Genomic DNA, 25,625 nt, shown 5'->3' on the forward strand with positions numbered 1-25,625 from the left:
GTCGTTCACCACGCGCCAATGCCGACGTTTCGCCGCCTTCCGGACGGGACGCGTGGGGATCCGGACACGGAGACAGCCGCTGAGGGTGGCCCGGTCGGAACCGACCCGCTCAGGCCGCTGCCGGTGACGCGGCCGTCGGCACCGACGATGTGCTGAGGCCCACGACGAGCAGCAGGTACCCGGTCAGTTCAACCATCGCCGTGAGCGCCGGCATCGGTTGCGGCATGGACAGCGTGGGCGTGATGGCGTACCAGGCGAACACGGCGTTCTCGCTGCTCGCGTACAGCGGCATCGGGACCGTGGCGATGCAGGTGTCCATCAGCGGCAGCCCCGTGAGGGCCAGCAACGCCGCGCCGATCGCGGCGATCCGTCGACCGTGGCCACCGAGCGCCGAGGCGAGCGCCAGCGCGGTGACCCCGAGAACCAGGGGCGGCAGGACCGCCATTATCAGGTCGGCCATACCGGTGTCGTTCCCTCGCGGAGCTTCCGCGTCTGCGGCACTCCGGATACCAACGATACGGACGGCCGCGTACCCGATGATCAGCGCTGCCCCCGCGACACCCGGCGCCACCCATCGTCGGCGCCAGCCACCGCGGCGCCACGCGACGAGCAGCACCAGTGCCGCGGTCAACGCGGGCCAACAGAGGGACAGTGCAGACTCCAACGCGGACGGTGCCTCGGGAGCGGAGCCGGGCACGAGCACCTGCCAGCCGTAACCGGCGCTGTCCCGAGGGACAGGCATCGCCCGGAACGCGTCCACCAGCAGCACCGCGAGGGCTGCCCCCAGCGCCCATCGGGAGCGCGGCGGTCGGCTGACCAGAGCGTAGGCAAGGAGCAGACCGAGGCTCGCCACCTCGGCGTAACGCCAGATCGGACGGGCCGTCAGGACACCCATGACATGGAAGACGGCGCACGCAGCCGCAGCGGACAGGAGGAGAAGCCGGGGACGCACGGGCGCATCCTGCCAGGGTGCCGTCGTGGAGCGCAGCCCGCCGAGGGCGGAACCGCGCCGTGCCCCGGGTCGGGGAGTTGGTGGGTACCGACCATCAGCCGCGACGCATGGTGTTGTCGAGGCACGCTCTCTGCGGGGTCGCGGCCAACCGCACCGTCAGCGCAGCAGCGCCATCCGGTCGATGACGGAGTCGCGCAGCTCCGGTGGCCACGGGAACAGCGGCGCCGCCACCTGGAGCTGGGCGAATCCGTGCAACGCCACCCAGAGCGCCGACGCATCGCGGAAGGGGTCCGCGCTGGCGGACCGGCCCGCCGCGACGCAGTCGGCGAGCGTACGCCGGAAGATCTCGAACGCTCCCATGCCGAGAACGGAGAGCTCGTCAGCCATGCCCGGGGCCCGCTCAAGCGCCTGCCCGGCATCCCAGACGGCGCCGAACATCAGCCGGTACTGCTGCGGCCGGCGTTCGGCGAAGGTCAGGTAGGCCGCGCAGATCGCGCGCAGGCGCTCGACCGGATCCGCGTCATCCGGCGCGCCCAGCTCCTGCTCCAGGATGCCGAACGCGCGTTGCGCGACCGCGAGCAGGATCGAGTCCAGGTCCGGGAAGTGCGGATAGATCGACGGCGCGGAGATGCCGGCCTGCCGGGCGATCCCCCGCAGGGTCACGTTCTGCGGCGTGCCGTCCTCCAGCAGCCTCATCGCGGCGTCGACGATCTCGTCGCGCAGCTGGGCGCCTTCGCCGCGCTTGTTGCGGGCCCGCATTCTCGGTGTGGTCACCCCTCTGACTTTACAGACGTTAGGCGAACGCGTAAGTTAACGGTTGTAAGTTCACAGCCGTTCCCCAAGAATGGAGCTCTCATGACCGCCGCGACCGCTACCCGAGTCGACCCCGCTGCCCCCGCCCGCCGCAGAGACCTCGCCGGCCGCGGGCTGGCAGCCCTCGCCGCCCTGGCCACCGTCGTCGCGTTCGTCAACGGCATCCTGCTGACCATCAACGCCAGCGACGACCGTCTGTTCATCGAAGGCTGGCGAGTCTCCAGCTTCGGCATCTTCGCCGCGCTCTTCGCCCTGCTCGCGGTGCGGCCCCGTCAGGCGGCCGGCGTCTGGGAGATCGTGCTCGTCGGCAAGGCCGCCCTCGTCGTGTTCGGGGCGCTGATCGGAGACGTCCCCGAGGCACGCCTGTCGGCCGTCGTCGACTTCGGTCTCGTCGCCGTCGTCGCGGCCGCCTACGTGCTGTGTCGCGGCTGGTTGGCATGGCGTCCCGCGATCACCGACCCCACCCGCTGACGAGGACGACCATGCCCTCCCCCGCGTCTCCCCACACCCGGCGAAACCGCGCCGACCGGACTGCCGTCATCTCCATCTGGGCCGTTCCGGTCCTCGTCATCGGCCAGTTCGCCATGCTGGCCATCGTCCCGGTCGTCCTTGCGCTGACCGTGAGCCTGCGGCACGCCCACCTGCGCGGCCTACGCCGCTGGACCGTCGCTCTCGCCAGCGCGTACGCCACACCGCTGATCCTCTGGGCCGTCGGGCCCGACCGCGCCCCGAGCCTGTCCAAGGACATGCACCCGGTCTTCGCCGCGCTGATCGTCGTGGCCGCGCTGGCCGCGGGCACGGCCTTCCACCTCGGTCGTCGGCGCCCGCGCACGCCCGACGGGTCATCGAGCGAAAGGCCCGACCTCCGGGCCGCGCGGTGACCGAGCCGCCTCTGCCCCGCGTAAGCGGAGGCGTCGGATCGCCCGCCACCGTCCTCCGACGGTGGCGGGCGATCCGAGTATTCAGTACCGAGGGAACGGGCCCCACTGCTTGACGGCGACGCTCAACGGATCAGCGGCCCGGCAGGGTGGCCAGTGCCAGGTTCGGGTCGACGCCTGTCGTGTACGCGGCACTGAGCACGTAGACGGTGCGGCCCCGCACGGCCACCGAGGTCGGGTTCTGCAACCCGTCGGCGGCGGTCAGCAGCGTCCGGGAACGGCCTTCGGCGTCGATGCTGACCACGGTGTTCGGGCCGTTCAGTGTGGCGACGACCTGTCGGTCGCCGGCACCGACGAAGGCGAAGTCGTCGATGCCGACCAGGCCGGTCGCCGCCACCCGGACGGGCCCGGGCCGGCCGTGCCGCACCGCAATGCGCAGCAGCGTGCCCCGGTCGAGGTTTGTCGCCCAGATCGCGCCGGCGCGTACCTTGATGCCGTTGGCACCGAGGAAGCCCGCCGCGGCGAGCTCGGGCGCCGAGGACCAGACCTCGACACGGCCGCCGTCCAGGGGGACGGTGGAGATCGTGCCGAGCACCGAGTCGGTGAGGTAGAACCTCCCCGTTTCCGCGTCGAACGCCAGGCCGTTGGGCAGCCCGTCGGCCGGCAGAGCCGCGATGCGGTTCGGGGCCCCGCCGGGGCGTAGCCGGTACAGACCGGTGGAGGCGGCATCACCGCTCGCGTACAGGAAGTAGAGGGTGCCGTCGGTCATCCGGACGATGCCCGTGGTCAGCGCGAACGCGAGCACCGGGGTGTTAACGCCGCCATCGGCGGGGGCCGGCAGGGTCGCCAGGATCCGCGTACCGCCGGACGGGGTGACCGCGGCGACCTGTCGAGCCGCCGCGAAGGTGACGTAGGCGGTGCCGTCCGGACCGACCGCGACGTTCTCCGGCATCTGTCCCTTCGACAGGTCGAAGTGGTTCGCGATCCGCGAGGGCGCGGCGGACGCTCGGGCCGACCCGACGGTACGGGCCCCCGCGGTGGCGGCCGGCGCGGCGCTGGACGGTACGACCGTCACGACGCCGATTCCCGCTGCGGCGACGGCGATTGCGAGGGTCATCGTTCTGTTGCGCATTTCTGTCCTCACTGAGGCTGATGGTGCTGGGCTGGAAAAGGGCGCGACGGGTCCGGCGCTCCTTTCGGAGCACCTCGGGTCGAGCCGATGGGAACGGCGCTATTCGCGCCTGGCGAGCGGCTGCGCAGCGCCGGCACGGGTGGTGACGGCGCCGTGCACGAGCAACGTCATCGCGGCGTGCGATGCCGAGCCGGGTTCGGTGGTGGCGATGACAACTGTCTGATCGTCGTCGGTACGCAGGGTCTGCTGCGTCACGTCCATGGCGCCGACCAGCGGGTGACGCATCTGGTAGACGGTGTCGCCGCCGACCTTCACCCGATGGTCGGCCCACATGGTCGCGAACTCCGGGCTGCGCACCGTCAACTCACCGACCAGCGCGGCCATCAGCGGGTCGTCCGGGTGCTGCCCGGAGGCCATCCGCAGCGTCGCCACCACCGCGCGGGCCTTGGTGGGCCAGTCCGCGTACAGGTCACGGGTGTGCGCGTCCAGGAACACCAGCCGCGCCATGTTCGGGTGCGGGTTCGACCGCTGGGGGATCTCCGGATTCAGGTGACCGGCGAACAGGGCATGACCGGCGGTGTTCCAGGCCAGCACGTCGGCGCGGCGACCGAGCACCACCACGGGTACGTCACCGAGCGTCGCGACGAGTTGGCGTACCGCCGGGCTCACCCGCTCCGCGGCCGGGCGACGCACGGCAGGCGGGCGGCGGGTCCCGGCCGCCAACTCCCCCTCGGCGACGGTGTACGGCAGCTCGTACAGGGCCCGCTGCTCGTAGTGGGCGCGTCGCCACGCCTCCAGCATCGGTGTCTCGTAGCGCTTCGGACGGCGCCAGTCGAACAGCACCGTCCCGACCTCACCCGGAAGCGGCAGGTGGTTGTGCCGGGCGGCCACCGACAACGATCGGCGGTACTTGATCGCGTCGAACGCCGGATCGGGTCGCGCCGCCACCCAGTCACGGACGACGGCGCGGGTACGCCTGTTGTTGATCCGCAACCGGCGCAGCTCGCGGAGTACGCCGTACACCCGCTGTGGCGGCAGCGACCGCAGTCGCGCCGCGATCAGGCGTCCCTCCACCGTGCGCTGCGCGGCGCTGGCCTCCCGGGCGGTGCGCAGCAGGTTCGTCACCACCAGGGCGGCGTTGCGGTCGTTGACGTCCAGGGCCAGGGTCGCGGCGTACAGGTCGCGGTAGTTGCCCAGCACGTACTCGTGCAGAAACCCCAACGACAGGCGCTGCGCGGCGGCGTCGGAGCGGAACTCGCGCTGGGCCGTCGAGGCGATCGCGGCGTTGACGAACATGACCACGTCCTCGCACGCGACCCGGTCCGCCCGCGACATGACGGCGATCCAACCTCTCGGACGGTGACGACGGGGCCGGCCGGGGATTGGGGGCACGAACTGCGAAGCATCGCTTCAGAGGCGGGTTCCGGAAGTCGCACCGAAGTCCCGCGGCCGGCCCGGCCACGATACCCGCCCGCCGGAGGAGTCGGGTGCCCCGCCGGTTCCGTCGGTGCTCAGCTGCGGCGAAAGACGCTTTCCACGGTCAGGCCGGCCGCCGCTGCCGCTGCGACGATCTCTGCCTCGATCGGGAGGAGCGCCGCAGCTTGGGTGTCGCCGTCGACACTCAGGTCCACGGTCCATCCATCGCGGACGTCGTCCCGGATGAGGCGGATCCGAATGTGGCCACCCTGGACCGGGACCGTCCGCCTCCCGAAGATCGCATCCTGATCATCGGTGAACCGGCCCTCCGGGGTGAGGGCGAGACTCGTCCGTAACGACTCCATGGGCGCCCGGTCGAGCGGGCCCGACATCTCGTAGGTCACCACATGCGAAAAGGCCATCGTGTCTCCTCAGAGCTGGATCTTCCAGTCATCATCCCGGAAGTGCGCAGACATCCCGTTCCTTGAGGTCAGTGTCCTGTCCGGCGGACCGCTTCCGGGGAACACCGCCGGCGCGACCTCCCGGCCGGTGTTCGCCTCCTGGCCGCGGCGCCAGGCGCTCAGGTTCGGAAATGCGTCGTCCATCAGGCGCTTCCCGACGAAGTCGTATTTCGGATGGAAGAGATCAAGATTTGGAAACTGCTCCTGCCGGAGCGCCTCGGCCCGCTCGACCATCTGGTCCGAGGAGAGCTGGACGTCGTAATCGCTGGGGTCCTCGCCCTCCACGCCCAGCCTGTTCATCGAATCGAAGGGGCGGCGCTGCGGCGGCGTTCCCTGGCCGATCCATTCGTCGTACCTCGCCTGGGCTTCTGGATTGCCGGCAAGGTCGTCCCGTGCGGGAAAGTCCTTGTGCTTGCCGGAGAAGAAGTGGGCCGACGAGCCCTGCAGCCGGGCGTCGACGCCGGCCGGGTCGATGCCATCGGCCCGGAGCGCGTCGCTGAGGGACGAGCGGAAATCGGTGTACTGCTCCGGGGTCATGCCGAGCGGGGCGCTCCGGTCCGACCAGTCCCGGACCTGGTCGGGCGTGATGCCCAGGAACACGCAGTCCTCCGGCGTCAACTGCCGGCCGGAGTCGTCGGCGGGGAACAGGTCACGGACCTCGTCCCAGCCCGCTTCCTCGCCCCGATCCTGCTCCGCGTCGACCTCGTCCTGGTGCTCGGCGGCGGTCTGGTGCTCGGCGTCGGCCTGCTGCTCGGCGGCTGCCTCGTCCGGGTCCGGGGCTGGGGGCAGTGCGTCGTTGTCGGGAGCCGGGGTCTCCCCCGGCTCGGGGTCCGGACGCGGGTGGTCCGACGCGAACGGGTCGGGGACCGGCCGTTGCTGGCTCTCCGTACCGGTGGTGTCCTCGGGTGGATTCCTCACCTCGTCCACGTTGTCGTCGAGGTCCGGGGCGGGCACGGACTCCCGAGCCGTCGGGTCCTCGGCCGGCGGACCCTGCTCGTCGTGGGGAGGGCCGGTGTCCTCCGTCGTGTGAGAAGTCGCGTCCGGGGGCGGGCTCTGACCGTCGTTCTCCAGCGCAGGCGTGGTGTTCTGCGGGGTCTGGTCCGTCGGCTCGGCGTGGTCGGGGTCCGGGGCGAGCGGCTGCTCGCCGGAAGTCGCGGCCGGAGTCTCCTGCCCGGCCTCCGGGTCAGGCGCTGTCAGCTGCTCCCCGCCCCCGGGCTCGGCCCCTTCTGGCGGCGAGGACTCCGGCGGCGGGGACTCCGACGGCAAGGAACCCGGCGGCGGGGACTCGGGGTCGGGGGCCGGCGGGCGATCGTCGCTCTCGCTTCCGTGGTTCGCTTCCGGATCTGGAGGGGCCTCCCGGTAGTCGGTCATCGTGCGCCGCCCTGTCCCGCGCGCATCAGGTGGTCCCGGTAGAGGCCTCGCCAGCGGCCGGTGTCTCCGCTGTACGCCTTGCCGAGCAGAGCCACGAACACGGCGATGCTCCAGTGCTGATCTCCGGGCGCCGCGCGGTGGGGACGGCTCTTGTCGCCCCACGACTCCAGCAGCTCGCCGGTGTCGTCCCACCACGCCGGCCGGTCGGCCGGAGCGGACGGCCACGTCTTCATGCGCTCCCGGAACGCGGTCACGTGGTCCGCGGCCGCGCGCTCCGCGGCGTACGCCAAGGAACAGCGCACCGGGCAGATGCCGCAGGATGCCTGCGGTGCCATCGCTGCCGCGGCGGCGGGGTTGGTGGCCAGCCAGACGCGGTGCCGCCGGGTCAGCTCGTCATTGTCGGCCAGCGGCGCCTCGGGAAGCTCGCGCTCGGCGGCGTCGCGGGCTCGCACGTCGTCGACCGCTATCAACGCGGGCCGATCGAGGCGGGAGTGGAAGGCGAAGGCGGACATCTTCGGCAGGGCTCCCGCGTACGCCCGCTGGTCGTCGGAGAACCGCATGGTGTCGCCGATCAACTCGCGGTCCTCGGCCGACAACAGCTGGTGCATCACCTTGAGGTTGGTGTTCTTGTACGCGTCCGGGATCAGTTTCGACGGCGACTGCTCGACGATCACCAGGCCCTCGCCGTACTTCCGGTTCTCCGCGAGAGTGTTGGCGAACGTCTCCGCCGCCCTGGCCTGCGCGTCGCCCTGCCGGGCGTCGCCGCCGGGCACGGGTCGGCCAAGCAGTCGGTGCGCCTCCTCGATGACCGTGACGTGAGCCAGCCGGGACCCTTCCCGGTGCGCCTTGTAGTGCTCGGTCATCGCGTTCAGTAGCAGTGCCATGACAAGCGCCTGCTCCTTGGTGTCGTCACCGATCGCGGCCATTTCGATCACCACGGGCCGACTGAGCAGTTCGGCGACCGGAAATGATCGGGCCGCGGAGAGGGTCGGTCCGCAGGCCCCCTCGGCCAATGATTCGGCGCGCAGGCGGGATGCCGCCAGGATGTTGGAGCGCACCTCACCGGAGTAGTCGAGGCCTTCGGTGACCGCGGTGATCGCCGCGACGAAGTCGGACAGGGTCGGCCACGTGTCGGACTCCTCGGCGACCTCCGCAAGATCGAAACCGGCTTGCTGGTACGTCTCCCGAAGCGCCCGCGAGTAGATCGCCGGAAGGGGATCCCAGAGCCCGAACGCGGCGTCGAAGCAGGCCCGCAGGTTGCCTGTGTGGGTGGCGATGCGGACCCCGAGCGGCACCTCGAACGGGTTGAGCCGCAGCGGCGCGGTGTGCTCGTCCCCGACCGTGAACACCAGCAGATCCTCGAAGCCGGGCAGGGTGGCCAGCCAGCGGTAGTCGTCGCGCTCGGCGTTGACCGGTTCCAGCACGGTGAACGGAATGCGGTGCTCCGCCCACAGTTGCCGCACGAACGACAGTGTCGAGTTGGTCTTGCCCGAGCCGGTGGTGCCGAGGAACAGGGCGTGCCGGTTCAGGTCGGCCAGTTCGACGCCGAGCGAGCCGGCGGCCGGCTGCCCGCCGAGGATCACGTACGGCCCCGCCGGGGTGTAGTCGGCGACCACGGCCGGCGTGCGCGTGCGAACCGGGAAGCGGGGAAGCGTGCCGTGCGGGGCGATCGGGAGCCGGAACGCCGCGGTGGCCTCCTCGGCGTCGACGATCCAGGTCAGCGGGTACAGCGCGGCGGTGGGCGGGGTGGCGCTGCGCCACACCGGGTGGCCGCCCCAGTCGACGAACGACAGTGACCCGAGATTGCGGGCGAAGATCTCCAACTGCGGGCCGGCCGGGCGTTCCAGGGCGTAGGTCGCCCCGGTCGCCCTGCTGGTCAGATAGGTCTCCGACTCGGCGCGCTCGCTGCGCGAGACGGTCGCGCCGATCACCGACGGCAGGTCGTCGCCCAGCGGCTGCGGCGCGCAGACCGCCACCCGGATACGGAACGCCGACCCCTGGTAGCGGCGGCCCGCATCGGCGTAGATCTTTTCGGCGTCGACGGCGAACGCGTCCGGGGTGAGTTTGACCCGACCGCCGTACAGGCCACCGTGGTGAAACTCGCCGTCGACCGCCAGCCGCTTGTAGTGCGAGGCGGAGAGCGCGATCGCCTGGTTCAGGGATCCGGGCACCGGCATCGGGTCGAGCCCGACGGTGACCACCACCTGGTGCGGCAGGCTGGTGATCGCCCGCAGCAACGGCTCCCAGGACCGGGACGTGCCGGTGAACGGCTGCACCGCGAAGTAGTAGAGCACCCCGGCGTCCGGTCGCTGTGGCCTCTCCACCAGCACGCGTTTGCGCACCTCGACCGCGCCCGCCGGATGCGGGGGGAACGGCAGCAGCGCGGCGCGCAGACCAGTCTCGGTCAGCGGCGCCGTGAAGACGTGGCGCGGCGCGGCCATCAGGCGGCGCGCCGCGGTCTCGGCGGCGGCGCGGGCCGACGCTTCGGTGACGCCCGTGACCCGGGTCAGCAGATACGCCTCGAGCGCACCCTTCTCCGGCCGCCACCACCAGCGCAACTCGAGCGGAGCCCCGCTGTGCTCGCCGAGCTGCGCGGCCAGGAACGTGACCTGTTCGGACACCGCCTTGGCGACCCGTTCCTGCTCCTTCAACTCGGCGTACTCGCGCAGCTCGGACAGATCGGCCGCAGCCTCGATCCGTACGCCGGTCCACGCCCAGACGCCGGTTGGCTCTGCGGTGACAAGCACGGCAGTCATCAGCGTCCCCCGTCATAGAAAACGTTGACGTCGCACATGACGCGACGATGCAACCACACCTCGCGATCCGGCGGCAACGACGGTCTGTGACCGGTCCGTATCTGGTGTACCGTTCCGGTCACTTCGAATGCCCGTCACGGGGGGACGATCGTTGATGGACTCAGCCGAGGCGGCAGCCACCAGCGTGTGCTTCCAGTGCGGCGGCAGTGTCACGGCCGCGCAGGGCTCCTGCCACTACTGCGGCATGCCGGTGCTTCCCGAACTGGTCGGTGCCGCGCCCGCGCGGGCGGTGTCCACTTCGGATTCGCCCGAGCGGACCGTCGCTCCCGTCACGTCCACAGTGTCGCCTGCGTGGCAGACACTCACGCTCGGTGGCGAGGCTCCGCAACGGGGATTCGGCCGTAAGCCCGTGCTGATCGCGGTCGCCGCGGTCGGCGCCCTGGTCCTCCTGGCGACCGGGATCGCCGTGGTGTCGAAACTGATCGCGGAAACCCCACGGTCGACGGTCGAGGCGTACTTCGACGCGCTCGGTGACGGTGACGCGGCCGGCGCCCTGAAGCTGGTGTACCGCGCAGCCGAGATCGACCCCTCGAGGTACCCGCTGCTCACCGCCGCTGGACTGGCCGATCGCGACGCCCGCCCCCGCGATGTCAAGGTCGGCGACGCCAAGGAGGCAATCGGGCGGTACGACGAGGGCACCAGCACCGTCGACGTCACCTATCACGCCGGCGGCACCACTGTCGAGCAGACGATCCTGGTCACCGAGGCCGCGGACGGCGACGGTTACCTTCTGCACGGCCCGTTCGTCCAAGTCGAACTGAGGAACACCCTCTCGCGAGCGGTCACGGTCAACGGCGTCGCACTGAGCGACGACACGCAGGACGAGGTGGTCGCCTTCCCGGGTGCGTTCAAGGCGGAGGCCGCCGCCAGCGCACTGTTCGCCGGTGCGAGCGTGACCGCGCCCCCGGCCGGCACCAGGCTGAAGTACACGGCCGTGCTCGACTTCGGCACGCCGCAGCTGGCGCCCGGTGTGCAGGAGCGGATCGATTCGTCGGTGAAGTCGGCGATCGACAAGTGCGCGGCCAGCACGGCGGCCTCCCCCAGCGGGTGCCCATTCCGCGCGGACATCTACGCCTGGAACGTGTCGGTGCGGTGGTCGGTAACGAGGTACCCGGCGATCTCGGTGGACACCGCGACGATCGGTCTACTCGGCAACGACGACCAGGTGTCGATCTCCGACGACGGTAGCGGCAGCGTGCACTGGACTGCGACCTACAGCGACTTCTCAGGCGCACAGCAGACCAAGAGCGGCGACACGGCCATCCGAATCCGCGGCACCGCGCAGGCGTCCGGATCCGACATCCGGGTCACCCTGAACTGAACTCACACGAGTGGAGGATCTATGAGCATGCCCGGTGAGCCGCCGCGGCAGTGGGCGACTGCCGGCCCCAACAGCGGTGACGTCGCCTACCGTATGCAGGGGCTCCGGTACGGCGGGGTCGAACTCCCCCTCGACGAGTCGGTCCCGGCGATGGTCATCTTCCGGCTCTGGATCGGTGCGGCCGTGAGCGCGTTCGCCGTCTGGGTGCTCTTCGCCTTCCTCGGCATCATGGTCGCGATCGGCTCTGAGTCGTCGTCACTCAGCGGCGACTCCGCGGCGAGTGGCCTGTTCTATCTCGCCTCGATCCTGTCCTTCGCGGTTTTCTGGGTGGTACTGCTCGCCTCCAAGGTCGACGAGCCGATCGCCGAGTGGAAGACCCTGATGGAGGACCGGTATCAGGCGGCCGACTCGGCCTATGCGGCGATCTACGGCACACTGCGCCATCGCGGCTTCCCGCTGCACGCCAACGCCGTACGCATCCGCAGCGACCTGCTGGCCCCCGAGACGGTCAACAACCGTCTGCTGATCCAGCATCGCAACTACAGCATCTACGTCTCGGTCTTCCCCTACGGAAGCAGCCTCTATCTGGGCTGGATGATGTGGCGCAGCCGCCGCGGCGGGGCCCTGATCGGCCACTTCGTCAAGGACCTGATCGGCGGCATGCTGGGTCGCACCGGTTCGATCAACCAGATGCTGCGCACGGAGTGGGTCCGGGCGATGCGCGAGGCGGTGCACGCCGCCGTCCGCGAGGGCGCCGAGGTCGCCATGCAGGGCGCCGTGGTGCCGCTGGCCGCCACGTTCGGCCAGGAAATCCCCGTGCAGGACTTGCGCGCGGGCTTTGCCGGGCAGGGCTACGGGCCGGCGCCGGGCGTCGCCCCGACGCCGTCGTACACCCCGCCACCGGCCGCCCAGGCGCCGGCGCCCCGGCCACCCACCTGAGCGGTGCGTGCTGGACCGAGCGCGGCCATCCCGATCGGGGTGGCCGCGTTGGTGGTACTTGTGCCCGAGCAGCGAAAAGAGAGATCATCACGCATGCTCGACCCCTCCCCCGAGGACGACGGGACTGCACCGACCGTTTCCACGCCGCATTTCGTGGGTCGTGATCGGGAGATGGCGGCGCTTCGGGGCGCCCTGGCCCGGCCACCGGCGATCGTGCTGGTGGAGGGCGAGGCGGGGATCGGGAAGAGCCGACTGCTGCGCGAGTGGCTGGCCGCGCCGGAGCGGCGCAGCGCCCTGGTCTCGGTGTGTCCTCCGCTTCGCGAGTCGCTGACGCTGGGGCCGATCGTCGACGCGTTCCGTGCGATCGATCGACCGGTGTCACGACTGCGGCTCACCGAACTCGCGGGCGCGTTGCGGCCCCTGTTCCCGGAATGGTCCGCGGACCTGCCGCCCGCCCTGCCGCCCCTGGACGATGCGAAGGCGGCACGGCATCGCCTGTTCCGCGCCCTGGACGAGCTGCTGCGGGCGCTGCGTGTGGACGTTCTCGTGCTCGAGGACGCGCACTGGGCCGACGAGGTGACCCTGGAGTTCCTGCTGTTCGTCACCTCCCGACAGCAGACGGACGGGCCGAGCCTCGTCATCTCCTATCGGCCGGAGGAGGTGCACGACGGATCGCTGCTGCTGCGGCTGACGTCCCGGTTGCCCGCCGGCGTGACCCAGCTGAGGATCGCCCTGGCGCCCATGCGACCCGACCACACGGCGGAGCTGGTGTCCTCGATGTTGGACGGCAACCCGATATCACCGGAGTTCACGACGTTCATGCACGAGCGGACCGGCGGCGTTCCGCTGGCCGTGGAGGAGTCGGTTCGCCTCATGTGCGACCGCGCCGACCTCGTCTTCCGGGGCGGCCAGTGGGTCCGGCTGAAGCTACGCGAGCTACAGGTGCCGCCGACGGTGCGCGACTCCACCCGGGAGCGGGTGGGTCGTCTGTCGCCGACGGCGCAGCAGGTGTTGCGTGCCGCGGCCACGTTGGTGGAGCGGTCGTCGCTGGCCACGATCGCCATGACGGCCGGTCTGTCACCGACTGCCTGCCGAACCGCCGTCGCGGAGGCGGCCGGCGCCGGTGTCCTGGACGCGGACGAGCGTGGCCGGTGGCGATTCCGGCATGTGCTGGCCGCCACGGCTGTCTACGAAGCGATCCCGATGACCGACCGCAGACACTTCCACCTGCTGGCCGGCCGGGCCCTGGAGGACATTCATCCGCCCCCCGTGGCACGCCTTGCCCACCACTTCCGCGAGGCCGGCGAGACGCAGTCCTGGGCGCGGTACGCCGAGCAGGGCGCCGAGTTGGCCATGGCCTCGGGTGACCACACCAAGGCGGTCGACCTGCTTGTCGATCTGATGTCGTGGGCCGTGCTGCCGCCGGTGGATCGGGCACGGGTCGCGCGCGTCGCCGGAGTCGCCGCACTGGGCCGTCGCGAACCGGTCGACGCGGTCTACCACCGCGTGATCCGTACCCTGCGCTCGGTGTTGGAGACCCCCGGTCTCTCCGCCCGCCAACAGGCGGAGATCCGCAATCCCCTGGGCCGGCTTCTGATCACCGGGGGTGAGGCGCAGGCCGCACTCAGCGAGCTGGAGCAGGCGGTGGCCAACCTCGATCATGATCCGGTCGAGGCCGCTCGGGCAATGACCTACCTCGGCTGGGCCTATGCGGGCCCGTGGCCGGCGTCGACGCATCGGCGCTGGCTGGATCGCGCCGCCGAGCTCGCCGCCGCGTTCGACTCTCCCGCGGAGCGGCTGAACCTGGCCGGCAACCGAGCCGCGGCGTTGCTCATGCTCGGCGAGGAGGAGGCCTGGGATGTCGTCGCCGATCTTCCCGTCGACGGCACGACCGCGGCGGAGCGTCTCGACGTGGCCCGCATCCACGCGAATGTCGGGACCGGCGCGCTGATCTGGGGCCGGTACGCCGACGCCGAGGAGCACCTCGGGGTGGCCGAGCGCCTCGCCGAGGCCGAACAGGCGTCCCGATTGCAGCACAACGTTCGACTCGAACAGGCCAACCTGGCGTGGCTCACCGGTCGATGGGAGGGGCTCGCGGAGCGGAGCGCGGCACTCGCCGATGCCGACCGCGACCGGCCGGCGCACTACCTCGGCAGCATTCGCCTCGCTGCCCGGCTGGCAGCCGCGGCCGGACGGCGGCGCGCAGCGGAGGAGCAGTTCCGGCTGGTCCTTGAGGAGTCTGCCCGTCTCGGCGCGGCCGACGACACGATGGAGGCCGCCGCCGCGCTGGCCAGACTGTGGCTGACGGACGGCAACAGCGGCCGTGCGCTGCAGATCACTGACGAGCCGATGGACACGGTCCGGAGAAAGGGCATCTGGATCTGGGCGACGGACCTCGTCCCCGCCCGGATCGGGGCGCACCTCGCCGCGGGCGACCGGAAGGCCGCGACACGCCTGGGCGACCAGTTCGCCAGGGGACTGCGCGGCCGTACGGCGCCCGCGCCTCGCGCGGCGCTCGCCGTGTGCCGTGCCCTGCTGCTCGTCGCGGCCGGAGACCACGCCCGCGCGGCGACGGCGTGGGATCGGGCGGCGCGCGCCTGGAGCGCGTTGCCGCGCCCCTACGACGCCATGCTCGCCCGCGAGCGTCACGCCGAGGCGCTCATCGCGCACGGCCGGCTCGACCAGGGCCGCGAGCTGCTGGCGGCACAGTACGAGCAGCTGTTCCGGCTCGGCGCCCGCGGCGACGCGGACCGTGTGGCGCAGCGGCTTCGCGAACACGGCGCCGAGGTCCCGCGGCTGTGGCGCGGTGGCCGACGCGGGTACGGCGACCAGCTCTCGCCGCGCGAGCTCGACGTCGTCCAACTGGTCGTCGCCGGTAAGACGAACCGGGAGATCAGCCGGATCCTGGCCAAGTCGCCGGCCACTGTGGATCAGCAACTGCGTGCGGCGATGCGCAAGTTGAAGGTGAGCTCCCGGACCGCGCTCGCGGTCAAGGCGGTGGAGGCCGGCGTGTTCGCCGAAGAGGCCCCCCGCGACGACGCTTCGTGAATATTGACGTATCCGCTGGATAGCGAAGGTCACTCGTCCCGCCGAGCATGAGTCCATGATCCATAGCCATTGGGCGATGCATGCCTGAGCGACCTGTCGCGCACGACGACTCCGCCGCCGAGCACCAGCCGCCTCTCGTGCTGTCCCCCGAGCCGGGTGACAGCGCCCGCGACGCCTCCGACGCCCACGACGCCGACGCCCGCGAGAGCCACGACCCCTACCAACCCCTGTAGGCGGAAGGACCCCCATGAGACTCAAACCCCTCGCGGCAACACTTGCCGTAGCGGTCGGCCTGAGCATGATCCAGGCACCACCGGCGTCCGCCGCGGAGCCTGACCCAGGCCCCGCCAGCAAGATCGCCTCGAATTTGAAGGACCGCTTCCGCGCGCAACCACAGTCCGACTTCTGGATCACGTTCGAGACGGGAGCCGACCTCGCGCCGGCGAAGAAGGTCGCCGACTGGACCGCTCGTGGTCAGTTCGTCTACGACGCGCTGAACACGGCCGCGAAGAAGTCCCTGGCGTCCGTCTCGACCGACCTCGACCGGGCCGGCGTCACGTACACCTCCTACCCGATCGCGAACGCCGTGCTCGTCAAGGGTGGCACCGAGAAGCTCGCCCTCAACGTGGCCTCGAAGGTGCAGGTCGCCGAGATCCACGCGACGCCGCAGGTCGCGCTTGTCGAGCCCGTTGACGAGAAGATCCCCACCGACCAGGCTGCCCGACCCGCCGCCGGAAAGAAGGCGGCCGAGGCGGGCACCACCACGTGGGGTCTGGACGCCATCCACGCCCCCGAGGCGTGGGCCATGGGGGCCACCGGCGCGGGCATCACCGTGTCCAACCTCGACTCCGGTGTCCAGTTCGACCACCCCGCCCTGATGCACCAGTACCGGGGCACGAAGCCGGACGGCACCGTCGACCACAACTACAACTGGATGGCCACCCGGGGCACGTGCGCGGGAACACCGTGCGACGACAACGGACACGGCACGCACACCATGGGCACCATGGTCGGTGACGACGGCACCAACCACGTCGGCGTGGCGCCGGACGCGCAGTGGATCGCGACGAACGGCTGCTGCGACAGCACCGGCGTCGAGTCGCTGCTGCGGTCCGGCTGGTGGCTGCTCGCCCCGACCGACCTCCAGGGCAACAACCCCGACCCGTCCAAGCGCCCCCACGTCATCAACAACTCGTGGGGCCAGACGGTCGAACACAACTTCGACGACTTCTTCCAGGCCATCGACGAGGCATGGAGCGCGGCCGGCATGTTCAGCGTCTGGTCGTCGGGCAACACCACCCCGTACGCGGACTGCGACACCGTCTCCTCGCCCGGCTCCGCCACGAGCGCCTACTCGGTCGGCGCCTACTCGTCGGACGGCACACTCGCGCCGTTCTCCCGCAAGGGCGAGGGCGAGGGCGGCCGGATCAAGCCCGAGATCTCCGCCCCGGGTGACCTCGTCCGCTCGTCCTATCCGAACAACAGCTACGTCGAGATGTCCGGTACGTCGATGGCGGCACCGCACGTCGCCGGCGCCGTCGCCGCGCTCTGGAGCTACGACCCGACCCTGATCGGGCAGGTCGAGGAGACCCGACGCCTGCTCGGCGAGTCGGCCGTCGATGTCGACGACACCGAGTGCGGCGGCACCGCCGAGATCAACAACAAGTACGGCGAGGGCCGGCTCGACCTCGTCCGCCTGCTGAAGCTCGCGCCGCGCAAGGGCGGCACCCTCACCGGTGTCGTCACCGCCGACGGCGCTCCGGTCCCTGCGGCCGACGTGACGATCAGCGGGCCGTTCAGCCGGTCGATCGGCACCGACAAGGACGGCCGGTTCACGACGAACCTCCCGGCCGGCGACTACCAGCTCAGCACCAAGGTCTTCGGCTACCTGACCGCGACCGCCAAGGTCACGATCACCCTCGGCCAGGACACCGCCGTCACGCTGCCGCTCACTGCCGCCGTTAAGCACGACATCAGCGGCAGGGTCGTCGACGACAAGAAGCAGCCCGTCCCGAACGCGGACGTCTCCGTCACGGACACGCCGCTGAAGCCCGTACGCACGGACGCCAACGGCGCGTTCACGATCACCGCCGTCCCCGAGGGCGCGTACAAGTTGACCGTCGAGCCCAACGCCTGCTTCTCGCCCACGACCGTCGCGCTGACCGTCGGCGCGCAGAACCCGTCGGCCGAGATCCCGGTCGGGCTCGTCGTCGACAAGGGTGGCTACAGCTGTGCCGTCTCCGACGGCGAGTACCTGCGCGGCACCGACCCGGTCACGTTCAGCAGTGGCGTGTGGGCCACGGTGCAGCTGCCGTTCCCGATCGCGCTCTACAACGGCAGCCACGACAGCCTCGGCATCGGCCTGCGCGGCGTTATCGCCCCGGACGGCGCCACCGGCCCCGGCTACGGCGGTGCGGGCATCTTCCCGTTCTACGTCGAGACCCCCGTCGAGTTCGCGCCCGGTGGAGGCGTCTTCACGGCAACCACCAAGGTCGACGGTGAGGACGCATTCGTCGTCGAGTACCGCAACGCCAAGCTCTGGGCCTATCCGGACCGGACCGAGTACACCCAGCCGGTCAGCTTCTCGGCCACGCTCACCCGCTCCGGCACGGTGATCTTCGGCTACGGCGACGGCGTCGGGTCCGACGACCCGGTGACCGCCGGCGCGCACGCCGTCACCGGCATCCAGGGCTGGGCCGGCGTCGACGGCATCCGGTTCTCCGACAAGGCCCCGGTGCTGCGCGACGGGATGGTCGTCACCTACGACATGCCTGATTTCGGGTACCTCGACACGACAGTCGTCGACAAGAACGACGGGCAGCCGGTGGCCGGCGCCAAGGTCTCCTTCAGCAACAAGAACGGCCTGGTCGAGACCGTCACGACCAACGGTACCGGCGTCGTGCATCGCCAGCTTCCGGTCGGCGACTACACGATGACCGTCGACGCGCCGAACTACACGATCGCGGCGTACCCCTTCTCGCTCAAGAAGCTCTACGCCAAGGCCACGATCGACGCGCGGCTGACCACTGGCGTCGCCGGCCTGAAGGCCGACGGCCTCGACGCGCTGCTGGGCACCGACCAGAGCGGCGTGGGCTCGCTGACGCTCACCAACAACGGTTCCGCCCCCCTCACGTACGACCTGGGCGAGGCCGCGCGGCACCCCGAGCTCGACGGCGCCGGCGCCACCGAGCGCACCGGGAAGGGCGCGGCCAGCACGATCGACCTCGCCGCCTGGAAGGCCGGCGCGAGCGGTATGAAGCCGTCGAACGTCGACGGCAAGGCCGCGACGGCGAGCGCCGCGGAGGCGCAGGCGGCCGCCAGGGTCGGTACGACCTCCGGCGGTGACGTCATCACCCGGATCGCCATCCCCGGCACGATCGCGGAGAAGGAGCCGTCCGGCATCGGGTACGACGGCGACGTCTGGGTCCACGACTACAACGCGCGGACCAACACCGCCTACACGGTGACGGGCAAGAAGACCTCGAAGGTCTTCGACGCGTCGTGGAACCCCTCGTACCGGGCGTTCGACATGGCGCTGGACACCAAGACCGGTGACATGTGCCAGATGGAGGACAGCCCGGCCAGCTACATCCACTGTTTCAACACCGACACCGGGAAGGAGACGAGGCAGATCAAGGGTGACTGGTCCACGCTCCAGCTGACCGGGCTCGCCTACAACCCGGCCCAGGACGTGTTCTACGTCGGCGGCCGGGCGAACGGCATGATCGGCACCGTCGCCGGTACGTCGCACGACAAGCCGGGCGCGCTGCTGTCCTTCTGCACCCCGCCGCTGCCCGAGGTTATGGGCCTTGCCTACAACCAGGCGTCCGACACCATCTGGTACACCGACCTCACCTCGAACCGGCCCACCCGCCTGCTCCAGGTCGACCCCGACGACTGCTCGCTTGTGAACGCGTGGTGGTTCCCAGGGCAGAAGGCGGGCCAGGGCGGTGGCCTCGAGACCGACTCGACAGGTGCGCTGTGGGCGGCGGACCAGGTCGCCGACGACGTCGTGCTCGTCGACGTCGAGGACGACCTGCTCACCGACCTGCCGTGGCTGTCGCTCTCCTCGACCGGCGGCACCCTCGCCCCGGGTCAGTCGACGACGGTCAAGGTCTCGATCTCGTCGAAGGACGCCAAGCCCGGAGTCCTCGGCGCGAACATCGTGCTGCGGTCCGACTCCGGACGCCAGTCCAAGACCTACGTCCCGGTGACGCTCACGACCACGAACTACCAGGTGGGCGTCAACGCCGGTGGTGCGAAGCTCACCGACGGCTCCGGCTATACCTGGTCGGCCGACCAGCCCGCCGGCAAGAAGGCGTGGGGCTACGAGGGGAAGACCAAGGTCGCCGCCACGAACGCCGGGATCGCCGGCACGACTGACGACGGGCTGTTCCAGTCGCAGCGCACCACGGCGGACAAGCAACTGTTCTACAGGTTCCCCGACGCGCCCAAGGGCACCTACGCGATCGACCTCGGGTTCGCCGAGATCGACAAGGTGGCCAAGGGGAAGCGCGTGTTCGACGTCGTCGTGGACGGGGCGCTGACCGACTACGCGTACGACACGGCCGCGGCCGTGGGGCCGAACGCCGCCGACTGGCGTAGGGCTGTCGTGCAGCACGAGGGTGGTCCGCTGACCGTGGAGTTGCGGGGCTCGAAGGGATTGAAGGCCCCGAGCATCGCCGCGCTGCGGGTGACGCGCGACCCGCGCGCGGACGCGGTGGAGCCGGACCCCGAGCCCGAGCAGCCGGCTCCGGGTCCCGTACCGGTGGCGCCCGCCGGCCGCTCGTACACGATGAAGGTGACCGACGGGCTCTACCGCCAGGGCACCGAGGAGTCTGGGTGGCACGGCGACGACCTCTGCGGCGTGCTGTGGTTCGACTCCAGCTTCGTGTTCCCGTTCTACGACACGGCCTGGGACGGCGTGTGCGTGACGACGAACGGCACGCTGGCCTTCGACCGCGTCAGCACGTCGGGGAGCAACACGGCACTGCCGTCGCCGTACCCGATCGACGCGATCTATCCGCTCTGGGACGACCTCATCGTCGACGACGAGGCGGGCATCTACTACGGCACGACGACCGTGGACGGGCTGGCGGCGCAGGTCATCGAGTGGCGCAACGTGGCCTTCTACGGTGACTCGACCGCCCGCGTGAGCTTCTCGGTCACCCTGATCGCGGACGGACGGATCCAGATCGGGTACGCCGACGGCGTCGGCGGCGACAACCCCCTCACCAAGGGCTCCTCGGCGACTGTCGGGGTGGAGAGCCTGACCCGCAACCCCGCCGGCCAGTTCTCCTTCGACCAGCCCGCGCTGAAGGCCGGTCTGGGCCTGGAGTACACCCTTCCGTCCGCCGGCACGATCGAGGGCACGGTCACCGACAAGAACGACGGCAAGCCGATCGCGGACGCGGTCGTCACGCTCAAGGGGCCGAACGGCGAACGGGTCATCACTGTCGACGAAAAGGGCCGCTGGAAGACCCAGGCGCTGGTCGGCGAGAACACCGTGCAGGTCGAGGCGCCGAACTACGTCACCGCCAGCCACCCCGTGACCATCACGAAGAAGGACCAGGCCGAGGTGGTCGACACGGCGCTGACCACGGGCATCGCCACCGTCACCGGAGCTGATCTCGACTGGCTCCTGGACAAGAACCAGAAGGCGACTGCCGACATGACGGTCACCAACACCGGCTCCGCCCCGCTCGACGTGCGGATCAGCGAGCAGGCACGCACCAGCGACGGCGGACACGAGGCCGCCGACCTGCCGTGGCTGACCCTCGCTGGCGCGGCCGCGACAGGCACGGTCACGCTGGCGGCCGGCACGTCCACCACGGTCACGGTGACGGCGGACAACGCCGGCAGCAAGCCCGGCGTGCTCGTCGGGGACGTGCTCGTGGCATCGAACGCCGGCAAGGGCGAGGCCCAGCTCAAGCCGGTCCGCCTGGCGACGTCCGCCTACTGGAAGGGCGTCGACGCGGGCGGGTCGGGGTACGTCGATTCCGACGGCTTCTTCTGGGCGCCCGACCAGGCGCTCGGCTCGCGGCAGTGGGGCCACGTCGGCGGGAAGGCGAACACCACCAGGGCCGACATCGCCGGCACCGAGGACGACGCGCTGTTCCGCACCCAGCGGACCGGTCAGACGTTCACCTACGTGTTCAAGAACGCCCCCGCCGGCACGTACCGGATCGGCCTCGACTTCGCGGAGATCGAGAAGGTCAAGGCCGGCAAGCGTGCCTTCGATGTGCTCGCCGACGGCAAGGTCGTGCTCTACGACCACGACGTGCAGGCGACCGTGGGCGCGTTGACCGCGGACACGAACACCGTCACCGTCGAGCACGCCGGCGGCGATCTGACGATCGAGCTTCGCCGCGACAAGGGCGAGGGCGACCCGATCCTCAACGCCCTCAAGGTTCAGCAGGACCCACGCCTCTGAGCTGACCGACGATTCACCAGCAGTGGTCAGAGCCTCCCCGGGAAGAAGCTCCGGGGAGGCTCTGACCACGAGTCCTCACGAGCGAGTGCGGATGATCGTCTTTCCGGTGATCCGTTCAGTGGGGTTGAGAGCGGCGACGGCGTCGTCGAGGTCCGCGACGTTGCCGATGTTCGTCCGCAGTCGCCCATCCCGTACCCGCCCGACGATCTCCCCCAGTTGGGCGCGATCAGGTGTCACGACGAAATCGATCGCCAGGCCGTCCGCGGGCCGCGCCTCGGACGGCCCGACGACGGACACCAGGATTCCTCCGGCTCGAATCAGGCCTGCCGACCGCTTCCCGATGTCGCCACCGATGACGTCGAAAACCAGATCGACTCCACCGACGGCTTCGAGGGCGTCGTTCTCGAGGTCGACGAACTCCTGCACGCCGAAGTCGAGCGCCTTCAAACGGTCGGCAGCGCGTCCGGTGCCGATGACGTAGGCGCCGAACTCACGTGCGAGCTGCGTCACCATCGAACCGACCGCACCGGCAGCGCCGTGCACGAGGACGCTCTGCCCCGTCCGGAGGCGGCCGTGCTCGAACAGTCCCTGCCAGGCGGTCAGGCCAGAGATCGGCAGGCTCGCGCCCACCGTGAAGTCGACGTCGCCGGGCAGCGGCGCGAGGTTGCGCGCCTCGACGGCCACATACTCCGCAAGGGTGCCGTCGCGGGTCCAGTCCGTGAGGCCGAACACCCGCTGACCCACCGACAGTCCCGTCGTGCCATACCCGAGAGCCGTGACCACTCCCGCCAGTTCGTGCCCGGGGATCGACGGCGTCCGGTCACGGCCGAGGCGATCGGTCCAGGTCGAGGGCCACGCCATCTCGGTCGGGACGAAACCTGACGCGTGAATCTGGACGATGACGTCGTTGAGAGCCGGTTCCGGCTCAGGCCGCTTCACAAGCGTCATTCCGGCCGTTCCGGCAGCCTGGTCCGTCACCACGATCGCCTTCATCAGATACCTCCTGTATCCAGCCCTCGTCTGCACCGGCCCGAGGAGCACATTTCCGTTTCCCAGCAATGGCGGCGCCAAGCCTCGGCGCCGTGTCATCCACCCCGACCGGTGGCGGTTGGGGTGCCGGACGTGGCGGCAGCGTCTGCCGAACCGCACGTCGGGCACCTCGTTACTACCGGTGGCACCCCGCTGGGCGTCCCGAACCTAGCGACGGTAACCTGGACTGTCAAGTCCACTATTGAGTCGCGTGACCACTACTGTGTCCGCGAGGGAAGTGCCAGTTCAACCTCATCAGCAGGGTGGCTCGCCGGACCCTAGCGGGACACGGATCTTGGACTACGGGGTCCAGATAAGGGGGAGGCTGCGGGAATATGGCCGACCCGGAGAGTGTCTGCACTAGCGGGTCCGGTGCCCTCCACCTGGCTCCGCAGCTCTGACTACCAGGTACCCAGCACGACGACAGGCAAGGAGACGACGTGAACACCGAAAAGGCAATCCTCGCCGGCGGCTGCTTCTGGGGCATGGAGGAGTTGTTCCGCCGCCAGCCCGGCGTCGTGTCCACACGCGTCGGCTACAGCGGCGGCGACGTCCCGAACGCCACCTACCGCAACCACGGCACCCACGCGGAGTCCATCGAGGTCGTCTACGACACCGACAAGACCGACTTCCGCGCGCTGCTCGAGTTCTTCTTCCAGATCCACGATCCTTCGACGAAGAACCGCCAGGGTAACGACATCGGCATCAGCTACCGCTCGGCGATCTTCTACACCGGCGACGAGCAGAAGCGGGTCGCCGAGGACACCATCGCCGACGTCGACGCCTCGGGGCTGTGGCCCGGCAAGGTCGTCACCGAGGTCACCCCGGCAGGTGACTTCTGGGAGGCCGAGCCTGAGCACCAGAACTACCTCCAGACCTACCCCAACGGATACACCTGCCACTTCCCCCGCCCCGGGTGGAAGCTTCCGAAGCGGGCCACGGCCTGACATCTCCGGCGCGCGGACCCCGGGTCCGCGCGCCGGTCCGGGCGCAGGTGGTCGCCGTGGGCCGCTCACGACGCGCGGCCCTCATCTGGCCCGCTGGATAGACTCGACAGATGAGCGACGAGCAGACGGCTGCGCCGACAAATGGGCGGAGGATCAGTCAGCGGGGCATCGCGACGCGAGAGCGGATCCTCGAGGCGGCGAACCGGCTGATGCTCGTGCGCGGAGTGAACGCGACGACCCTTGACGACATCCGCGAGGCAAGCCAGACGAGCAAGTCGCAGCTCTACCACCACTTCGCCGACAAGCAGGAACTCGTACGCGCCCTGGTCAAATATCGGGGCGCGCTTGTGCTTCAGCGTGAACGGGGAGGGCTCGAACGACTGAGATCGTTCTCCGGCCTGGTCCGGTGGCGTAACGCGCTGGTCCAGGCAAATTCGCTGAACAACGGCAAGTACGGGTGCGGCCTCGGGTCAATGGCGCTCGAGCTGTCTGATCAAGATGAGCAGGCTCGATCGTCGCTGTCGGAGACGTTCGCGGCATGGGAAAGGCTGATCAGTGATGGTCTGCACCGGATGCGCGACAGCGGTCTACTGCGCCAGGATGCCGACCCGGAAAAATTGGCCACGGGATTGATGGCCGCTCTGCAAGGCGGCTACCTGCTGGCGAACGCCGCGCACGACGTCGCACCCATGGAGGTCGCATTGGACATGGCGCTGGAACACATCAAATCGTTCCTCGTGCAGCCGGCACCGCGACCGATCAGCCACACTGTCGGCGACCAAGCGGCAAAGATGCTGTGACCGCGATCAGCGACGACCAACAGAGGGAGCGACCCTGCTCAATCTGCCAGGTGCATCCGCCACGGGGGTGCACGAGATCAAGCGGCAGTCAGCTCCGGTGCGCCGGACGCTGGGGGCGATGTGAGGATGGCAGCGTGCTGACAATTGGCCCGTTGACCGAACCCGATCGCGACGAGTGGGAACGGTTGACCCGAAGTTTCCACGCGCACTGGGCCGGCCGCCCGGGTCGGCCCGCGACCGAGGTCGACGACGCTGGCTACGAACGGACGTGGCAACGCCTGGTCAACGGCGAGCAGATCCGTGGCGTCTGCGCGCGACTCGACGGCACGATGGTGGGCATCGCGCACTACCTGTTCCACGCCAGCGTCTGGGGCGCCGGGCGCTGCTACCTGGCGGATCTGTTCGTGGATCCGCACGTACGACGGCGAGGTGTCGCGACGGCGATGATCGAGTGGGTGGCCAAGGATGGCGATGAGCATGGCGCCCCACGCCTGTACTGGAACACCGAGATCGACGCCGACGCGCGCACCCTGTACGACAGGCTCGCCGTCTACCGGGGCTACATCGTGTACAACTACACGCGGCCCGCCCCCACGGCCGTGACGTGAGCCAGCGGATGGACGGCGGGTTACCCAGCGGCGGTATCGAGGTCTCGCCGGGCGACACCGAGGCGCTCGAAGCCCGCTGGGCGCACTGTTGGAAGCCGCGCGACGTCGCACGCCACCTGGCCGGGATCTCCGCGCCTTGGTACGTTGCGGCAGGCTGGGCGTTGGACCTGTACCGCGGCGAGCAGACCCGCGACCATCACGACATCGAGATCGCCGTACCTGCCGGACGGTTCCCGGAGATTCGCGAGCGTTTCGCCGGGCTCACGTTAGACGCGGTGGATTCCGGTCGAATCTGGGAGGCGGCGACGCCACAGGTGCTGAGCGCCACGTGGCAAACGTGGCTGCGCGAGCCGGAGACGGGGCGCTACCTGCTTGATGTCTTCCGGGAGCAGCACGACGGCGATGAGTGGATCTGCCGGAGAGACGCAACGATCAGGCTGCCGTATGCCGAGATCATCAGGTACACCCCGGAGCGGATCCCGTACCTGATCCCGGAGCTTGTCCTTCTCTTCAAGGCCAAGCACGTACGCCCGAAGGACCAGACGGACTTCGACGGCGTTCTCCCGCTGCTGGCGCACCGCCAACGCGCGACGTTGTCCACACTGCTGAGTCAGGTGCATCCGGGTCATGTCTGGCTGGCCGCCCTGTAGCGCCAACCTGA

The 25,625-nt window shown here is 70.1% G+C and carries 19 protein-coding genes; 11 read left to right on the forward strand and 8 right to left on the reverse strand.

Annotation, left to right across the window (positions count from 1 at the left end):
- Positions 1–109: 109 nt before the first annotated feature.
- Positions 110–895, reverse strand: a complete 786-nt coding sequence (locus ACGFIE_RS25990; protein ID WP_393299196.1) for a hypothetical protein — start codon at positions 893–895, stop codon at positions 110–112.
- A 213-nt stretch (positions 896–1,108) separates the two neighbouring features.
- Entirely contained in the window at positions 1,109–1,726 is a 618-nt protein-coding gene (locus ACGFIE_RS25995; protein ID WP_393299198.1) for a TetR/AcrR family transcriptional regulator, read from the reverse strand.
- 81 nt (positions 1,727–1,807) lie between these two features.
- Here ACGFIE_RS25995 and ACGFIE_RS26000 point away from each other — a divergent pair, with 81 nt between their 5' ends.
- On the forward strand, positions 1,808–2,236 hold the full coding sequence (locus ACGFIE_RS26000) for a hypothetical protein (RefSeq protein WP_393299201.1): 429 nt from the start codon (positions 1,808–1,810) through the stop codon (positions 2,234–2,236).
- A gap of 11 nt (positions 2,237–2,247) precedes the next feature.
- Positions 2,248–2,646 (forward strand): hypothetical protein, encoded by a 399-nt coding sequence (locus ACGFIE_RS26005; RefSeq protein ID WP_393299204.1) that lies wholly within the window; start codon positions 2,248–2,250, stop codon positions 2,644–2,646.
- A gap of 130 nt (positions 2,647–2,776) precedes the next feature.
- Here the strand turns inward: ACGFIE_RS26005 and ACGFIE_RS26010 are convergent, their stop codons facing one another.
- The 5 genes from ACGFIE_RS26010 to ACGFIE_RS26030 form a co-directional block, all read right to left on the reverse strand.
- Positions 2,777–3,775, reverse strand: a complete 999-nt coding sequence (locus ACGFIE_RS26010) for a hypothetical protein (protein ID WP_393299207.1) — start codon at positions 3,773–3,775, stop codon at positions 2,777–2,779.
- A gap of 99 nt (positions 3,776–3,874) precedes the next feature.
- Entirely contained in the window at positions 3,875–5,110 is a 1,236-nt protein-coding gene (locus ACGFIE_RS26015) for a hypothetical protein (RefSeq protein WP_393299210.1), read from the reverse strand.
- A gap of 176 nt (positions 5,111–5,286) precedes the next feature.
- Positions 5,287–5,613, reverse strand: a complete 327-nt coding sequence (locus ACGFIE_RS26020; protein WP_393299213.1) for a hypothetical protein — start codon at positions 5,611–5,613, stop codon at positions 5,287–5,289.
- Between the two features lie 9 nt (positions 5,614–5,622).
- A complete protein-coding gene (locus ACGFIE_RS26025; protein ID WP_393299216.1) occupies positions 5,623–7,023 on the reverse strand; it encodes a hypothetical protein in 1,401 nt (466 codons plus the stop codon).
- Positions 7,020–9,779, reverse strand: coding sequence for an ATP-binding protein (locus tag ACGFIE_RS26030; protein ID WP_393299219.1), 2,760 nt, complete (start codon positions 9,777–9,779; stop codon positions 7,020–7,022). The genes ACGFIE_RS26025 and ACGFIE_RS26030 overlap by 4 nt, the downstream gene beginning before the upstream one ends.
- Positions 9,780–9,933: 154 nt before the next feature.
- On the opposite strand from ACGFIE_RS26030, the gene ACGFIE_RS26035 reads away from it, so the two are divergent.
- The 5 genes from ACGFIE_RS26035 to ACGFIE_RS26055 all read left to right on the forward strand — a co-directional run bounded on the left by ACGFIE_RS26035 (position 9,934) and on the right by ACGFIE_RS26055 (position 21,580).
- A complete protein-coding gene (locus ACGFIE_RS26035; RefSeq protein WP_393299222.1) occupies positions 9,934–11,160 on the forward strand; it encodes a hypothetical protein in 1,227 nt (408 codons plus the stop codon).
- Positions 11,161–11,181: 21 nt separating this feature from the next.
- Complete coding sequence (locus ACGFIE_RS26040) at positions 11,182–12,099, forward strand: adhesin (RefSeq protein WP_393299225.1); 918 nt, start codon at positions 11,182–11,184, stop codon at positions 12,097–12,099.
- A 93-nt stretch (positions 12,100–12,192) separates the two neighbouring features.
- Positions 12,193–15,147, forward strand: a complete 2,955-nt coding sequence (locus ACGFIE_RS26045; RefSeq protein ID WP_393299227.1) for an ATP-binding protein — start codon at positions 12,193–12,195, stop codon at positions 15,145–15,147.
- 80 nt (positions 15,148–15,227) lie between these two features.
- Positions 15,228–15,380 (forward strand): hypothetical protein, encoded by a 153-nt coding sequence (locus ACGFIE_RS26050; RefSeq protein ID WP_393299230.1) that lies wholly within the window; start codon positions 15,228–15,230, stop codon positions 15,378–15,380.
- Positions 15,381–15,394: 14 nt separating this feature from the next.
- Positions 15,395–21,580, forward strand: coding sequence for a S8 family serine peptidase (locus tag ACGFIE_RS26055; RefSeq protein WP_393299233.1), 6,186 nt, complete (start codon positions 15,395–15,397; stop codon positions 21,578–21,580).
- A 75-nt stretch (positions 21,581–21,655) separates the two neighbouring features.
- On the opposite strand, the gene ACGFIE_RS26060 is transcribed toward ACGFIE_RS26055, so the two are convergent.
- Positions 21,656–22,573: an NADP-dependent oxidoreductase gene (locus ACGFIE_RS26060; RefSeq protein WP_393299235.1), complete on the reverse strand. Its 918-nt coding sequence runs from the start codon at positions 22,571–22,573 to the stop codon at positions 21,656–21,658.
- Positions 22,574–23,049: 476 nt separating this feature from the next.
- On the opposite strand from ACGFIE_RS26060, the gene msrA reads away from it, so the two are divergent.
- From msrA to ACGFIE_RS26080, 4 genes are all read left to right on the forward strand, one after another.
- Complete coding sequence (gene msrA, locus ACGFIE_RS26065) at positions 23,050–23,556, forward strand: peptide-methionine (S)-S-oxide reductase MsrA (protein WP_363683808.1); 507 nt, start codon at positions 23,050–23,052, stop codon at positions 23,554–23,556.
- 110 nt (positions 23,557–23,666) lie between these two features.
- The gene (locus ACGFIE_RS26070) at positions 23,667–24,356 is read left to right on the forward strand and encodes a TetR/AcrR family transcriptional regulator (RefSeq protein WP_393299238.1); all 690 of its coding nucleotides are present in this window, start codon (positions 23,667–23,669) and stop codon (positions 24,354–24,356) included.
- A gap of 152 nt (positions 24,357–24,508) precedes the next feature.
- Positions 24,509–24,964: a GNAT family N-acetyltransferase gene (locus tag ACGFIE_RS26075; RefSeq protein ID WP_363683804.1), complete on the forward strand. Its 456-nt coding sequence runs from the start codon at positions 24,509–24,511 to the stop codon at positions 24,962–24,964.
- On the forward strand, positions 24,961–25,614 hold the full coding sequence (locus tag ACGFIE_RS26080; RefSeq protein ID WP_393299241.1) for a nucleotidyltransferase domain-containing protein: 654 nt from the start codon (positions 24,961–24,963) through the stop codon (positions 25,612–25,614). The genes ACGFIE_RS26075 and ACGFIE_RS26080 overlap by 4 nt, the downstream gene beginning before the upstream one ends.
- Positions 25,615–25,625: the final 11 nt, after the last annotated feature.

The organism is Micromonospora sp. NPDC049275, assembly GCF_043197115.1.
GTDB lineage: Bacteria > Actinomycetota > Actinomycetes > Mycobacteriales > Micromonosporaceae > Micromonospora.